The 16,172-nt window shown below is 68.4% G+C and carries 10 protein-coding genes; 1 reads left to right on the top strand and 9 read right to left on the bottom strand.

Annotated features, from left to right (window positions below; genetic code table 11):
* Positions 1–282 precede the first annotated feature (282 nt).
* Positions 283–1,536: an MFS transporter gene (locus R2669_RS22370; protein ID WP_316902098.1), complete on the bottom strand. Its 1,254-nt coding sequence runs from the start codon at positions 1,534–1,536 to the stop codon at positions 283–285.
* A 99-nt stretch (positions 1,537–1,635) separates the two neighbouring features.
* Here R2669_RS22370 and R2669_RS22365 point away from each other — a divergent pair, with 99 nt between their 5' ends.
* A complete protein-coding gene (locus tag R2669_RS22365; protein ID WP_316902097.1) occupies positions 1,636–2,556 on the top strand; it encodes a LysR family transcriptional regulator in 921 nt (306 codons plus the stop codon).
* Here the strand turns inward: R2669_RS22365 and recQ are convergent.
* The 8 genes from recQ to R2669_RS22325 all read right to left on the bottom strand — a co-directional run bounded on the left by recQ (position 2,553) and on the right by R2669_RS22325 (position 15,927).
* Positions 2,553–4,466, bottom strand: coding sequence for a DNA helicase RecQ (recQ, locus tag R2669_RS22360; protein ID WP_316902095.1), 1,914 nt, complete (start codon positions 4,464–4,466; stop codon positions 2,553–2,555). The genes R2669_RS22365 and recQ overlap by 4 nt on opposite strands.
* Positions 4,467–4,578: 112 nt before the next feature.
* On the bottom strand, positions 4,579–5,169 hold the full coding sequence (locus R2669_RS22355) for a class I SAM-dependent methyltransferase (RefSeq protein ID WP_316902093.1): 591 nt from the start codon (positions 5,167–5,169) through the stop codon (positions 4,579–4,581).
* A gap of 20 nt (positions 5,170–5,189) precedes the next feature.
* Positions 5,190–6,032 carry a YfaP family protein gene (locus tag R2669_RS22350; RefSeq protein ID WP_316902091.1) on the bottom strand — a complete coding sequence of 281 codons (843 nt, stop codon included), beginning with the start codon at positions 6,030–6,032 and terminating at the stop codon, positions 5,190–5,192.
* 10 nt (positions 6,033–6,042) lie between these two features.
* A complete protein-coding gene (locus R2669_RS22345; protein ID WP_316902089.1) occupies positions 6,043–6,834 on the bottom strand; it encodes a YfaP family protein in 792 nt (263 codons plus the stop codon).
* 8 nt (positions 6,835–6,842) lie between these two features.
* The gene (locus tag R2669_RS22340; protein WP_316902088.1) at positions 6,843–8,573 is read right to left on the bottom strand and encodes a YfaQ family protein; all 1,731 of its coding nucleotides are present in this window, start codon (positions 8,571–8,573) and stop codon (positions 6,843–6,845) included.
* A gap of 6 nt (positions 8,574–8,579) precedes the next feature.
* Positions 8,580–13,361, bottom strand: coding sequence for an alpha-2-macroglobulin family protein (locus R2669_RS22335; protein WP_316902085.1), 4,782 nt, complete (start codon positions 13,359–13,361; stop codon positions 8,580–8,582).
* An 8-nt stretch (positions 13,362–13,369) separates the two neighbouring features.
* Positions 13,370–14,074, bottom strand: a complete 705-nt coding sequence (locus tag R2669_RS22330; protein WP_147216785.1) for a DUF1175 domain-containing protein — start codon at positions 14,072–14,074, stop codon at positions 13,370–13,372.
* On the bottom strand, positions 14,071–15,927 hold the full coding sequence (locus R2669_RS22325; protein WP_316902083.1) for a DUF2138 domain-containing protein: 1,857 nt from the start codon (positions 15,925–15,927) through the stop codon (positions 14,071–14,073). Before R2669_RS22325 ends, R2669_RS22330 begins: the two co-directional genes overlap by 4 nt.
* Between the last annotated feature and the right edge of the window lie 245 nt (positions 15,928–16,172).

The raw sequence follows: 16,172 nt of genomic DNA, 5'->3' as shown, positions 1-16,172 counted from the left end.
GTTTTTGAAAAATCGCCGGCTCACATAACGTGAACGCCTCATATGTGAGGCGGACGGCGCAATCGGGTTTTATGGAAGTGGCGAGCAGAACGCTCTGAAGGGAGGACCTGCGGGAACAGATCAAGACCAAAGAGCGCGAGCCCGTCTGGTTCAGATGTCTTGCACAGCGCTTTGCCGGGCATGGACGCGCGAAACCAGAAGCCAAAAACTCGAATCTGGCACTATAGCGACCTGCTTTGCAAGCGTCAAGCGCGCCGCCGCTCTGGCGACGCGCGGGCGGGGTCAGCAGCGGCGCGGTGTGGCGCCGATGGCACGGGAAGCACGCGCGGGCCACACAAAGACGAGTGCGGCCGTCGCCACAAACCCCAGCGCCAGAATCGATACGCCGACCCAGCCGGCGCGCACCCACGCCACGCCGGCCAAGCCGCCGCCTGCCGCCGCACCAAAGAAGAACGCCCCGGTGTATAGGCCATTCACACGCCCGCGAACCTCCGGCGACAGCGTGTTGACCATGTAGCGGCCGAGCGCTTGGTCGCCGATAGCACCGAAGTCGAGCAGTAGCGCCGCGGCCACCAGCATCGTCAACATGACCGGAACGCTCAGGCCCGGCAGCAGCGCCGAAGCCAGCGCCAACAGCAGACCCGTCGCCGCACTGCCGTGCGCGAGCAGCGTGCCAACGCGCACCAAGCCGCGATCGGCCAGCCGCCCGGCGATGGGCGCTGCCACGACCCCGGCCGCGCCGCACAGCGCAAAGATCCCGATGCCGTTCTGTGAAAGATGGAATGGCGCGGCCGCCAGCCGCAGTGCGACAGCCGTCCAGAACAACGTGAACGCCGCCATCAGCAAAGCCTGGGTGGCGGCGCGGCGACGCAATACCGGTTCGCTGCGTAGAAGATGGCCATACGACTTGAGCAACGCGCCATACGACAGCGCACGCGGCGGCACGAAGGTCGGCATCACCCGCGGCAGGAGGACGGCCAGCACGGCAATCGCCACCGCCGATGCGCCGTAGAACGCACGCCAGCCCCATTGCGCCGCGATTAGGCTGGCCGCCGGGCGCGACAGCAGGATGCCCAGGTTCAGGCCGATCATGATGTCGCCGAGCACGCGGCCGCGCCGGTGGTCTGCGGCCAAGCGGCCCGCCAGCGCGATCAGCATCTGAATGACCGTCGACGTGAGGCCGATGGCAAAGGCGGCCAGCATCAACACTTGGCCACTCTGCGCGACCGTGGTCAGCACCAGCGACGCCACCGCGCCCCATAGCGTGCGCGAGGCGAGCGCGCGATTGTCCTGCAGGTCGGTCAGCGGCATCAGCAGCAACAGGCCGATGCCGTAGCCGACCAGCGTGGCGGTCACGAGCAGCCCGGTGGCGGCCGTGGTCCAGCCGATGCTCGCGGCGATCTCGGCGACCAGCGGCTGGATGCCGAACAGGTTGATGACGATGAGCCCGACGGCGGCGGCAAACAGCGGCGTGGCGCCGCGAGGGAGCGCGTCGGCGAGGGACGTGTTGGGAACGGCTGGGGCTTCGGTGGTCATGATGAGCGGGACGAAGAATCGGAGACCCCATCCTAGCCAGCCGATTCGCGCAGATTAAGGTAGCCTCTGGCGCCATATTGTTTCCGTACGTGCGCAAATATGGATCGGCTTTCTGACGTGGTGGTCTTCGTGCAGGTGGTGGAGCGCGGCAGCCTGTCGGCGGCGGCCGATGCGATGGGGATGTCGCGCGGGGTGATCAGCAAGGCGCTTGCGCGGCTGGAGGCGCGGTTGGAGACGCGGCTGCTGCAACGGACGACGCGGCGCCTGTCGCTCACCGAAGCGGGTGCGGCGTTCTTCGAGAAAAGCCGCGAAGGCCTGGCGCTCGTCGATGCAGCGGAGCAGGCCGTGAGCGCCTTGCGCGATGAGGCGCGCGGCACGTTGCGCGTGTCGGCGCCGGCCTCGTTTGCGGTGACATTGCTGGCGCCGCTGCTGGGCGCATTCCAGGCGCGCTACCCCGCCGTGCAGATCGATCTGGACATGAACGACCGCTACGCCGATCTGGTCGCCGGGCGCATCGACGTGGCGATCCGTATCGGCATGCTGGAGGACTCGTCGCTGGTGGCGCGGCGACTGGCGAATTGCGCGCACGCCATCTACGGCGCGCCGTCGTATTTTCGGGAGCGGGGCATTCCGCAGTCGCCGGAGGATTTGCGCGACCACAACTGCCTCGTCTACGCCAACTACGACGGGCCGTACGACTGGGTGCTGACAGACGCTGCTGGCCAGCGTCACGTCGCACACGTCACCGGCTCAATGCTCGCGAACAACAGCCTCGTGCTGCGCGAGGCGGCGCGTTCGGGGCTGGGCGTGTCGCTCGGGCCGGCGTATCTCGTGCGCGACGATATTGCGGCCGGCCGGCTGCAAGCGGTGCTGACGAACTACACAGCGCGGGAGGTGCCCCTGCACGCCGTATTCACGCAGCGTGTGCACCTGCTGCCGAAGGTGCGGGCGTTTGTCGATTTTCTGGGCGATCACCTGAGCCGCACCGGCGTGATGGGGCCATTGCCACCGTCCGCCTAGGCTTGCTCGCGGCACTTCTCCAGCACGTCGAGCAGCGCCTGGCCGTAGCGGTCCAGCTTGGCCATGCCGATACCCGGCAGCTCGCCGAGCGCCTCGCGCGAATCCGGATCGGTCTCCGCAATGCGCGCGAGCGTGGCGTCGTGGAAGATCACATACGCCGGCACGCTGTGCTCGCGCGCAGCCTGCGTCCGCCAGGCCCGCAGCGCCTGCCAGCGCACCTGCGCCTCGGCGGAAAGCTCGGCAGCCGGATCGGCGCGACGCTCCTTCTTCGTCGACGATGACGACGCGCCGCGCACCTTCTCGGCCTGACGGCGCAGGATCACCGGCTGCTCGCCCTTGAGCACGGGGCGCGCGGCATCGGTCAGGATCAGCGCGCCATGGCCGCCGTGGTCCACCGCAAACAAGCCCTGCGCGACCAACTGGCGGAACACGCTGCGCCAAGCGGCTTCGGACAGATCGCTGCCGATGCCGAAGGTGGACAGCGTTTCGTGATGCCACTGCTTGATGCGCTCGGTGGCGTTGCCGCGCAGGATGTCGATGAGCTGGCCCGCGCCAAAGCTCACGCGACTGGCTTGCTGGACGCGGTATGCGCACGACAGCGCCATCTGCGCCTCGCGCGTGGCATCCCAGGTTTGCGGCGGCGTGAGGCACGTATCGCAGTTGCCGCAGGGCTGGCTGCTTTCACCGAAGTACGCGAGCAGCGCCACGCGGCGGCAGGTTGCGGCTTCGCACAGGCCAAGCAGCGCTTCGAGCTTGGCGGTGGAGACGCGCTTGTGCACATCGTCCGCATCGGACTCATCGATCATGCGGCGCTGCTGCACCACGTCGGCCAAGCCGTAGGCCATCCACGCGTTGGCGGGCAGGCCGTCGCGGCCGGCGCGGCCGGTCTCCTGGTAGTAGCCCTCCAGGCTCTTGGGCAAATCGAGGTGCGCAACGAAGCGGACGTCCGGCTTGTCGATGCCCATGCCGAAAGCGATGGTCGCCACCATCACGACGCCCTCCTCCTTGCGGAAGATCGCCTGATGGCGGGCGCGCACTTCGGAATCCATCCCGGCGTGATACGGCAGCGCGCGGATGCCTTGCTCGGCCAGCCACTGCGCGGTCTCTTCCACCTTCTTGCGCGACAGACAATAGACGATGCCGGCGTCGCAGGTGTCGCCGTCCATGTGCTCGGCGCGAATGAACCGCAGCAGCTGCTGCCGCGCGCTGTCCTTCTCGACGATGGTGTAGCGGATGTTCGGGCGGTCGAAGCTGGAGAGGAAAACGCGGGAACCCGTGAGCGCGAGCCGTTCGATGATCTCGTCGCGCGTGACCGCATCGGCCGTGGCGGTGAGCGCAATGCGCGGCACGTGCGGGAAACGCTCGTGCAGCACGGAAAGCTGGATGTACTCGGGCCGGAAATCGTGCCCCCACTGCGACACGCAGTGCGCTTCGTCGATGGCGAACAGGCCGATGCGCGATCGCTCAAGCAGCTCGAGGAAGCGCGGCGTCATCAACCGCTCGGGCGCCACGTAGACGAGATCCAGCCGCCCGGCTGCCAGATCGCGCTCGACCTGCGCGGCCTCGGCGCCCGTCAGCGCGGAGTTGAGGTACGCGGCGCGCACGCCCGCCTCTTCCAGCGCGGCCACCTGATCCTGCATCAGCGCAATGAGGGGCGACACGACGATGCCAGCACCCTGCCCGCGCCGGTGCCGCACGAGCGCCGGAATCTGATAGCAGAGGGATTTGCCGCCGCCGGTCGGCATCAGCACGAGGCAATCGCCGCCGTCGGCGACGTGCGCGACGATTTCCGCCTGCGGACCGCGGAAGGCGCTGTAGCCGAACACATCGTGCAGCACCGCATGCGTGGCGGCGGCGGTGTCTTCGGGCAGCGCCTTCAGCGCGTGGTCTATGGCGGGAGAGTCGTACATCGGGACGGCGGGTGCGCGCGGTGTCTCGCGCGGGCTGGGCGAAACCGCTATTGTGACAAACCCCGCCGAGGGGCGGTCAATCAGGACAGTCGGATTGTCGGAAACGCTGCGGTCAGACCTTGCGCGCGACGATGCGATGGATCGTCCGCCCCGACGACTGACTGACAGCCGCTTCGTCGAAAACCACCTTGGTGCCGGCCAGCGCCTCGCGCACGGGCGCCGCATCGAACGACGTGAACAGCCGGCCGCGCCCATCGCGCTGGTCGGCGTCGGGCGTGACGCGCCAGCTCAGATACAGCGTGCCGCCCGGGCGCAGCAACGACACCAGCCGCTGCACCGCCGCGTCGATCTGCTCAGGCGGCAGATGCATGATGACGGTCTCGCAGAGGACGTTGTCGAACGCGCCTTCGGCAATGCCGACCAATTCAGGCAAGAGCGCCTGCCGGAACGACAGCCCCGGATATTGCTCGCGTGCCGCTTCCAGCAGCGCGGCAGACGCGTCGTAGCCGACCGCCGGATAACCGTTGGCGTTGAGCCACGCCACCTCGCGCCCCGCGCCACAGCCGATGTCGGCGGTGGCACCGCCTGCCTTGAACTCGCGGCGCAGCAGCGCGTACAGGTCTTCAGGCGCCGGCTGGTCGCGCCACTCCTGCGCGAAGGTTTCGGCGAGCGCGTCGTAGGCGGCAACGGTCTGCGTGTCCATGGCGACTCCGGTCGTGTGGGCTACTTCATCGTGAAACTGCGTAGCAGCGTCAGATCGCCGGCCTTGCGCATCGGCACGACAAACGTCTGCTGGCGTTCGGACGGCGTGTTCTCGTCGGTGATGATGGTGACGGTGGCGGTGGTGATTGCGCTGCGGTCGTTGCCGCTGCCGTAATAGTTCACGTAGACGAGGTACGTGCCGGGCACCGGCGCCGGGTTCGAATAGATCTCGGGCCCGTAGCCAGTGGTGACGTCCACGTCGAGCGCGCCGCCGTTTTCGACGACGCGGTTGCCGTACCAGGCGTGCTGCCCATCAGGCGAGATGACATGCAGGTCGAGATCGGTGCCGTCGGTGTCCCACGCGAGGACCACGCGCAAACGCGGACGCTGCTTGCCGGTGTAGCTGTCGTAGAACTGCACGCGCTTGGCGTCGCCGCGCGCGCTGCGCACCTCGACGCTGTTGCTGCCCGCGCCAAATGCGTACGGACGCGAGAACGTGCCGTCGGCCTCGATGCGCTGCGGCATGGCCACGCCGTTGACGATCAGCGTGCCGACCGACGCGCCATCGGCGCCACGGCGACGACGCGGCTTGTTCTCGTCGGTTGCTGCGGCCGCCTTCGGCTGGTTGCGGATGCGCCCGGCGATCATGGACGCAACGCCCTGCCCTTGCGGCGTGGACACCGACACCGCCGGGTAATGCACGTCCTGCGTGTAGCGGGATTCGTCGCCCGCCGAATTGCGCCAGCCGTTGAGCGGCGCGGCGATCTCGACATTGCCGGTGTCGGTTTGCGCGAGCACGCTGCCCGCGGCCGCAAACGTGGCCAGCGCGATGGCGACGGCGAGACGGAAAGTGGAAGGCGTCATGTGGGTCACGTCAGAAGCGGATCGATTTCATCAGCGCCAGCTCGCCGATCTTGCGCAGCGGTACGCTGACGAACTCGCGCCGCTCGTTGGGCGTGTTCTCGTTATAGATCAGCGTCAGTTGCGCGGTGATGAGATCGCGGTCGTGCGCCTTTTCGTCGAAGTTGTAGCCGCCGGCGTTGAAGTTGCCCCAGTAGTTCACGTAGAACAGCCACACGCCGGAGCGCGGCGCGGCGGTCGAGAAGATCTCCGGGCCGGCACCGTCGACGCTGTCTACGTCGAGGCCGCCGCCGTCGGACAACAGCGGCTGCGCCCAGAACGCGTGATCGCCAATCGGCGAAATGACGTGCATGTCGACCTCGGCGCGCGGGTCGTCCCACGTGAGGACGGCGCGCAGCTTGGCCGACGTCTTGGTGGTGTCGGCCTCGTAGAACTGCAGTCGCTGGCGCGACTGGCCGTCGGCGCTGACGATTTCGACGCTGTTCGAGCCCGGGCCGAACGCCCAGGGGCGCGCGAAGCGGCCTTCGCCATCGCCATACAGCGGCATGGCGTTGCCGTTGACGACGAGCACCGGCGGGCGGCGCTGCTTGCCGGCCGCGCGGATGCGTCCGGCGATGAGCGTGCGGTACTTTTGCGCGCCACGGTCTACAGGCGGTTTTGGATACGCCGCGGTGTATTGCTCCAGCTCGTTGGTAAGCTTGCTGTTGCGCCAGCCACCGATCGGCCCTTCCAGATCGGCCACCGGCTCAGCCAGCGCCGAAGCGGCCAGCAGCAGCGCAACGGTGCCCAGCGCCAAGCGCGTCATCCCACTCTTCACAGCAAACCCTCCCCTCGGATCAGGCGACGCGCCATCGCCTCGACAAACTGTTCGTCCTGCCCGCGCGGGTGGCGCGCAAAGGCAAGGTGCAGATATTCGTGCGTCAGCGCGATGCGGTCTTCCTCGGTCGCGAGCCGGTGCACGTAGAGCCGGTTGCGGCGCGAGTCGGCGTACGGCCGGCCCTCGTGCACGACGCACACGGCGGGCAGCGGCGGCGCCTCGTAACCTGGCTCGGCAGCCAGGCGGGCCGACCAAACCGGCGCGCGCGCCTGCAGCCACTGCTGCGCGCCCGCCACCGGCGAGCAATCACCCGCCACCGGGCTCTGGAACGACGTGAGCGTCGCCTGCGGCCACCACTGCGCGAGGATCGCGTCGAACCCCTGGCCGCGTTGAGCGGCGGCACGCGCGGCAGTCCAACTCATCTGGCCGCGCGCGCTGATGGTGCCGTGGTACTGCACGGGCTGGCCGGTCAGCACCAGCGCGTCGGTAAATTCGGCTGCGTTGCGCGCAGCGGCCAGCGGCGGGCGCGGCAGCACGCGCTGCGTGCGCGAGCTGTCGGCGATGCGGTAGCAGCCCTTGTCGCGCGAGGCGTGCTGCACGAGGTAACTGCGCGCCGCCACGGCCAACGCACGCGCGGCCTGCGGCTCGGCGAGCTGGCCTTCCCGCTCGACCACGCGCGCCACGTAGTCGTTCATGCCCAGGCGGCCGGTGATGACAGGCAGGTTGTTCTGGCGCGAGAGCGTCAACTCGCCCCGGCTCTCGATCGGCAGCGTGTTGCCGTTGACGAAGCGCACGGCGTAGCGGCCTTCCAGGCGACCGGCCGTGACGGGCTTGCCGCTGGCGTCGCGCACCTCGCGAATCGGATAGCGCGCAAAGAAGTCCACCACGACACAGGCATCGTCGTCGGGCACGGGCGTCTGTTCGATCAGCGGCGTCAGGCGCGGTGCGGCAGCGGCCAGCACCTGGTTGCTCGACCCGGCACCGCCGAGCCAGACGGGCGTGCCGTCGGCCAGCCAGCCCGCGGCGCCGCCGATCGACGCGCCGGGCCGCTGCGGGTCAGGCATCGTCCACGTCTTGGCGCGCAGCAGGCCGCCGAAGTCCGACACCGTGCCCTCGCCACGCCCAACCGTCAGCACGGAGACGAGCGTTTGCGCGGCCGTTTCGCGCCCATCGGCCGGAACGCTGCGCAGCGCGGCGAGCAGATCGGCGACCGGCACGCGATGCGTCGGCTGCATGGCACGCATCTCCCGCAGCCACGTGGGCGCCCCGGCTTGCTGCCAGAAGCGCCGCCAATCCGCGCGGTCCAGCCCCAGACGCGCCGGTTCGAAATAGCGTCCGCACGACTGGATGAGCGCGCGCTCGCGGTCGATGCTGTTGCCGGCGGTGCAGCAGTAGACCTCTTCGGGGTCGTTGCCGTGACACGTGTAGTCGGGCGTGCTGATGCGGCGCGAGACGAGGTAGCTGTAGACGAAGAGCTTCCAGACGCTGCCGAGCGGTGTTTCGGTGTCGCGCGGCAACGCGGTGGCTTGCGGCACGCCGCCGGCCGGGTCAGCGCTGAACTGCCAGAGCTTGGCGTCATCGCCTTGCAACGCCGCATATCGCAACGGTGGAAGCGACTGCCCCACCGGCGCGGCGACAGCGTGCCCAGCCTGCCCGCCAAGCGCGCAGGCGCCGCCACCCCAAAGCAGGCCGGTCAGCACACCACGCGCGAGCAGGCGGGAAAACATCGCCGATCACTCCACCTTGAACGGATAGCTGGCCGTCTTGCCGTCGCCCTGGAACGCCTTGGCCTCCGGCTGGTACATGCGGAAGTAGCGCACCGGCGGCAGCGCAAAGCGGCCCGGCAGCGAGAAGCGCACCAGCTGGCGCAGCACGGTCGGGCGCTCCAGCGCGGGCACCGGCTGGTTGTACGAGAGCTGGCCCATTTCATACGCGGCCTTGCGCTCGAACGCCTGCGCGCCGTTGCCCTCGTTCGGCTCACCCTTCAGCCCGTCGATCTGGATGCCCCACGTGGTGGCCTCCACTTCGGCGCCCGGCGGCAGCGGCACTTCGACCAGGCCGTAGCGGTACGTGCCCTGGCGCGGCGTCAGCACGACCTCGTCGACGTAGAGCGCATTGCTGTCGAGCGTGTCGCCCGGCTTGACCGGCTTGGCGGTAAAGGCGATGCCGCTGCTGGTGTCGGCCGCCGGCTGCTTGGGCGCCTTCGGGTCCGGCTTGGCCGGTGCCGAATCGATCGGCTCCAGACGGTACAGCTTGCGCTCCACCGTGATCGGCAGCTTGGAGGCCTCGGCCGCGCGGCTGCGGTACGACACGATGGCCGATTGCGTGGTCACGTCGGTCGGCGCTGTCGTCAGGTCCAGCGCGGCGGGGGCTTGCGCGCCGGTCCAGCGCCACGTCGGCACACCGACCGGCGAGCGTGTCGCCTGCCAGCCGCCCGCCGAGACGGCCGGCTGGATGGTGGCAACGCTGGCGCCCTGCAGGCCGCCCAAACCCTTCTGCAGCCAGACCAGCGCCACAGCGCGATCCATCGTCGGCATGGCGGCGCTGGCGCGGGCCAGCAGCGGCGCTGGGTCGGCAGCCGAGCGGCCACCGCCCATCAGCAGCAGGCTTTGCACCAGCGGGGAATTGTCGGCTGCGAGCGCGTTGCGCGCAGCAATGTCAGCGGAGACCAGCGCTTCCGGCACCGGCTGGCCGACTTGGCGCATCAGCTGTGCCGTCAGCACCGTCGCCACCTGACGGCCGCGCGGCGAATCCGGCGCCACGAAGATCAGGCTGTCGCCAGCGGCGGGGTCGGCGTCGGCCGAGGCCTTGGGCGCCTTGCCGCCACTGGGCGCAAGCTCGTTCGCCACGCCGGACAGCGGCGTCGCAACAGGCAGACCCATCTCGTTGGCAAACCACAGCGCCAGCGCGCGGTGCAGCAGCGGCTCGTTCTGGCTGGTGCGCTTGTAGGCTTCGAGCACCTGCTTCCAGTTGTCTGCCGGCAGGCTGATGCCGACTGAACGGCTGGCGAGCCAATCCGCGTAATACGCATACGACGTGATCAGCGCGCTGCTGGTCGTCAGCTCGCCCCACCAGCCGAAGGTGCCGTTGGTGCCGGCCAGCAGTGCCAGACGCTGGCGTTGCGTGCGCAGCAGCGCGTCGACGCCTTGCGTGCCGGCCGGGCCGCCGTCGCCCAGGCGCGTGCCGGTGGCCGCCAGACTCTGCTGGGCCAGTGCCAGCGGGATCAGGCGGCTGGCGGTCTGCTCCGCGCACCCATACGGATATTCGATCAGGTCATCCGCCACACGAGCAAACTGGCTGGCCGTGTTGCCGACCACGCGCAGACGCACGTCGCGCGCATCGGCGGGCAGGCCCAGCGGCAGGCGCGTGCCTTGCAACTGCGTGAGCGGGACGACGTTTTCGCGGTCCGCCAGCCAGCCGGTGGCATCCAGCTTCAGCGTGGTCTGCAGGCGGTCCGAAACCTTGTCGTCCTGCTTCAGCTCGGCATTGACCACGCCCGCCTGCAACGCCGTGACGGGCGCGCGCAGGTAGTTGGCGCCGCGCTTGAGCGTCACCCGCTGGTTGATGTTCAGGCCGGCGCCCGAGACGATCCAGTCGGCGGTGATGTCCTTGTCGGTCTGGTTGAAGGCGACCATGTCCAGGCGCGGCTGATCGCTTTCGCGGAAGCGCTGCGGGCCGGTCCACTTCAGGTACAGCGGCTTGTCGGAGCGGATGCTCGCCGTGCGCTGGCCAACGATGCCGTCCGATGCGCCGGCGGTGGACACCGCACGCACTGTGATGCGCCAGCGCGCCAGCGAATCCGGCATCTTGAAGGTCATGCGCGCACGGCCATCGGCGCCGGTCTGCAGGTTGGCGACCCAGGCAGCGGTGTCCTTCTCGTCGCGGCGCGGGCGTTCGAGCACCTTCACGCCGCGCTCGTTATGACGGCCGTACGTGCCGCCGGGCTTGCCCGGCAGCGAGGCGAGCGCGAGGTCATAGCTGATGAAACTCTGGCTCGACGTGGTGCGCACGCTGTTGCGGCGCGGGTGATAGAAGAAGTCGACGATGCTGGGCGCCACTTCCGGCTGCAGCACGTAGATCATTTCGTCGACCACCGAGACGGTCAGGTTGGCCGGCACAGGCTTGCCCGCCAGCGCGCTGGTCAGGTCCAGCGTGACGGTCTCGCCCGGCGCGTAGACGGCCTTGTCCGCATGCACGCCCAGGTCGAGCGTCGGTTGCGTGACGACGATGCCGGCGTTCTGGAACACCATGTCGCCGTCGCGCACGTACAGCACCGAGAACGTCATATTCGGCGCGAACTCTGCACCGATCTTGATGCGCGCGCGGTACTGCGACGGCGTGACCTTCTGCAGGCTCAGCCATTCGCCGCCGCGCGTGAGCAGCGCGTGGCGCTCGACCTTGTCGCGCTCGAGCGTGAGCAGCGCGTCGTCCACCGGCTGCGGGAAGGTGATCAGCGCTTCGGCCGTGTCGCCAATCTGGTAGCGATCGCGGTCGAACACCATCTCGATGTTGCCCGGCACGGTGTGCACGCCGTCGCCGGCCACCCAGTGGCTGGATGCGGCGAGCAGGTTGCCAGCAGCATCACGCACCGACAGCGTGTATGAGCCCGGCTGGTCAAACTTGACCGGGAACGTGGCGTTGCCCTTGGCATCCGGGGTGAGCGTGCCTTCGGTGCGCGTGCGCGTTTCCAGGCGCACCAGGTCCCACTTGGCGGGCGGCGCGCTGGCACCGCTTGCGTCACTCGCAACCGGCATCGGCGTGAGCGTGAACGACACGTTCTGCCCCGGCGTGGTGAAGTTCGACGTGGTCGACAGCTTGTACGGCGTCGCGCCACGTGCGATGAGCAATTCGCGCGTCACCTTCACGCGGTACGCCGCGCCATCGTTGGCAAACACGGTCACGACGTAGCGGCTCGGTTCCTTAGCGGCGGGCAGCTCCAGCTTGGCGTTGCCGTCGCCATCGGTGACAAGCTCCTGCTGCTCAAGCTTGACGGGGAACAGGCCCGCGTAACGCAGCTCGCCTTCCACCATCGTCACCTGCTGCGCGCGCAGACTGACCGACACCTTGCCGTTCTTGACCGGCTTGCCGTCCGGATAGCGCAGGCTGATCTTGCCCTTGACCGCTTCGCCCGTGCCGTAGCTGGCCTTGTCGAGCGACAGGTTCACGTCAAAGTGCGGCTTGATGTATTCGGCCACGCGGAAGGCGCCGCCGTAGGTGCCGCCGTTGTAGTCGAAGCGCAGCGAGTAGCCGCCGGCCGGCGCGTTGGACGGCAGCGTAAAGCGCGCGTCAGCGCCCGTCTCGCCCGTCAGGCGCGTGGTCGTCGTGGCCACCGGCGCGCCATTCGGGTCGAGCACTTGCAGCTTGATGTCGCCGGCCGCCGGCACAGTTGATTCGGTTGCGTTCTTGAAATTGCGGCCGATGAACTTGACGCTCACTTCGTCGCCCGGCCGATACAGCGGGCGATCGGTGAAGGCGTACAGCTTGGTGTTGTAGATCTCGCTGTCGTAATAGAAATTCTCGGAGATGAACACGCCGCCCGCGCGGTCGTTGCCGATCACGTAGCTGCGCTCGGGCGACACGTGACGCAGATCGGCCGTGCCGTCCGCTTCGGTGGTGCCCGAGGCCAGCACACCGACGCCGTCGGTCCAGCTCACCGACGCGCCGCTGACCGGCTTGCCGCTCTTGCGCTCGGCCGTCCACACCATCATCCCTTGCGACGTGCCCTTGGTGACGGCCACGGTGTCCGACACGAACAGCAGCGTATGCGCACGGTACGCGCCAATCACGGCTTCAACGATGTACAGACCCGCCGGCAGCTTGCCGACCGGGATCATCACGTTGCCGGCGTTCTGCGGCATCCATTCGCTGCTGCTGCCTTCGAGCTTCACGTCCTTGGGCGGCGCGATCGGCTTGGCATCCCAGATCGGGTAGCGGAAGCGGCCCAGCAACTCGTAGCCCTTGAGCGGCGCGTACTGCGGGTTGTTCGAGAAGCGCGTGGGCGCGGTCATCTGGTCGCCCATGCTGAACTGCGGCGCGGTCTCCACGGCCTTGCTGCGCGTGGCAAACGACAGCACGCGCTGCCAGGCACGGCGGGCCTGGCGCGTCCAGTTGTCCCACAGATAGGCCAGCGTGTTGGCCAGGCCTTCGCCCGTGTAGTTGGCCTTCACGTCGATGCGGTGCAGGTTCTTCTGCGCCTTCAGAAACTCCAGCGGCTGCGGTACGCGGTAGACGAGGATGTCGGCGCCGCCGTAGCGGGAGAGTTCGTCCTTGTATTCGCGGCCCGGGGCTTCCAGGCGGACCAGCGCTTCCTGATCGGTGCCGTAGCTCGCGTCCGAGAGCAGGAAGAACGGCTGCCCCTTGATCGGCTCGTAGCCGCTGCCCGGCACGGCGAACAGCGTGGGGTTCGGCGCTTCCGGCGCATCGGCCGCGTGCGCTGCGGGCACCGAAGCGACCAACGCCAGCACCGTCACGCAGACGGCGGCAACGAGATTGAACGACAGCCAACGGTTGCGCATGAGTTTTTCTACCGTGTCAAAAAGGCCAGACGAAACACGCCGATGAAGTTGGGGTTGCCGCTCTGCGGCTGCCAGCGCGAGTCTTTCCATTGCATCAGTTCAGAAACCGGGACCGCGCGCAGGCCGTTGTCGGTGCGGGTGACGGTACCGGTGTGGTAAGCGATGTAGCGATCCATCCAGATCATCAGATGCTGGTCGTCGCCTTGATCGAAGAAGAGCAGATCGCCCGGGAGCGCCTGATTGACGTCCTTGGCGATGAAGCGGCTGTTCTGCTGGATGAGCCCCAGCGCCGAGACATACGCGCCGGTGCTGCCATCGAAGCGTGCCCACCGCTGCGTGAGCGTGCGTTGCGCGGGCGTGAGATTCAGCTCGGGCGGCAGTTGCCGCGTGGATTCGGCATCGCGCATGCCGTTGGCGCGCAGCCAGCGGGCGTCGTGGGGGCGCAGCGCCTCGCCGGCGGCAAAGCGCACGAGGCCGGCGCAGTCGCGATGCGTCCAGCGCGGCGTCGGGCCTTGGCGGAGCTGCTCGTTGACGATGCGAACGAACCACGCGCGAAACACGCTGGATTGGTCCGCCGTAAGGGCATCGGCATCGGCGGGCGCCGTGTCGGCCCAGCCCGACAGCGCATGCACAGACGGAGCGAGCAGGCAGGTGCCCGCCGCCGTCAACCAACGGCGGCGGTTCAACGCGGCGGCCTGGGCGCGCAACGTCATTGCTGTGTGCTGGTGCTGTCTTCGGAGGCGGGCGCCGCAGCCGCTGTGGCGGGCGCGTCGGCCGCCGGAGCTTGCGCTGCCGTTGCGTCAGCCGGCGGCGGCGTGCCATCACCACCGGCAGGCAGACCGCGTCCGCTCGACAGCCACGTCACCGGCACCCAACCGCGCGCCGACGGCACACCGCCGTCCAGCGCCAGCGACACGGGCGCGTATCGCGACAACGCCTTGAGCTTCGGGAACAGATGCGTCTGCGCGGCGTTGAGGAACACCGCTTCCTGATCGGCGGGCAGCGCGGCACCGGCTTCGCGGCGAACCAGCGGCGCGAGCGATGCGGGCGTCATCGTCAGGACGATGCGATCGGTCTTGTCCTTCGGCAGGCTATCCGCCACGGCGGGGAAGCGCTTGGCGAGCACCGCCAGGGCGTCGTCGACAAGGCGCGCGTCCGGCGAGAACACGACCACATCGCCCGCAATCGCGAGCGTGACCGGGAAGTAGCGATCCGCCGACAGCTGCGCCGCAAACGGCGCTCCCGCCGACTGCGCGGTACCGTAGCGCGCGCTGACCGGGCGCTGCCACAGCGTGGCGTTGGCGGGGCCCGGCTTTGTCGTCACCGGCAGGCGCTTGTACGGACCGGACTTGTCGTCAGCCTGCGCCTTGGCTTCGTACGAGCCGACAATCTGGCCGAACAGCGCACCGAGCGCCGGCTTGACCGCCTCGGCCTGCGACGCCGACGACAGCTTCGCCACGAACAACGGCGCCACCAGCGACGACTTGCCGTACCAGCACGCAGCCGCCGGCCCCGCAAACGCATCGCCGACATGCGCGGCGGCTTCGCTGATCTCCTTGGCATCGCCGGCCACGGACTTCAGCAGCGTGCCGGCGGCCTTCCAGTCGACCGGCAGCGTCGCGCACGCGGCAGGATCAGACGGCAATGCGCGCCAGAGCCCAGCGTTGTCCCACTTGGCCGACAAGCGGGCCGGGTCGATCAGCGCGGCGCTCTGCCAGCCGTTGCCCCCGCCGTCCTTGGCCGTACCGAAGTCGAAACGCAGCGCTTCAATGCCGGGGAAATACTGCTGATAACCGAACGACAGATAGTTGGCGCTCACCACAACGTGATGGCCCGTCGGTTGCTGCGCGGGCAGCGCGTACGCCGTGCCTTGCACATTGCGCTTGCCGGCGTCGTCGGAGAACAGCGCCGCCAGCGCGTTCGCCTGCTTGGAGATCGGCTTGCCGTCCTTGTCCAGCAGCATGCCGGGCTCGGACAGCGCGATCAGCCAGTCGCCCTTGCTGGCAATCAGGATCGAACGCGTGGCCGAAAGCCTGAGCGCATAGACCGGCGCGCCCGAATCGCCCAGCCCATCGGCGACCTTGCTGAGTTGCGCATCGCTCGTGGCCACGGTGGCGACGGCTTCCAGCGCCTTGGCCAGGCCGTTGCGCTGCATCGAGAGCACCCAGTAGCGCAGCTTGTCGTCCGGGCCGCGCCACAGCATCACGCGGGCGGGCTCGTCAAACACGTGCTTGAGCACCGTCTCGGCCAGGTCGAGCTTCTGCTCGTACGCCAGGCGGCGCAGCGCACCGGCCACCGAAAGGCGGTCTTCGTTGCCTTCGTAATAGGCAACGAAATCTTCGGTCAGCACGTCGCGCAGCAGGGGCACACGCAGCACGTCGCGCGGCAGTTGCGAAAGGCTCTGGCTGTCGATCAGGGCATCGGGATAGGTCAGGTCGAGCTGGACCTGGCGGGCGTGCAGCGCGCGCGTGCGGCCAAACGGGTGCCAGACCATCTGCACCACCGCCGCGCCGGCAACGACCAGGGCGACCGCACCAACGGCGATCTGCTTGCGTGTGAGCTTCATGGAGGAATCGTCGGCAAGACTGGAGGGGCCGGCGACTTGCTGGAACCTGCTCCGCTGGAGGGCGCGCAGATTGTAAAAAGTGCCGGTCTATAACCGCGAAATCATAGCGGTTGGCATGTTAAGGCGGGTTAACGTCTCAAGAAAATACGAATCGGGCAGCGCCAGTGTTGCGTGGCGTCTGCACACGGCGCCTGGGCAAAAAGCGGGCAAAAAAAAAGCCCGGCACGTGGCCGGGCTTTGATGGT

The organism is Ralstonia edaphi (assembly GCF_958350185.1).
GTDB lineage: Bacteria > Pseudomonadota > Gammaproteobacteria > Burkholderiales > Burkholderiaceae > Ralstonia > Ralstonia edaphi.
The sequence above is the reverse complement of the archived record's forward strand: the minus strand, read 5'-3'. Positions and strand labels throughout refer to the sequence as shown.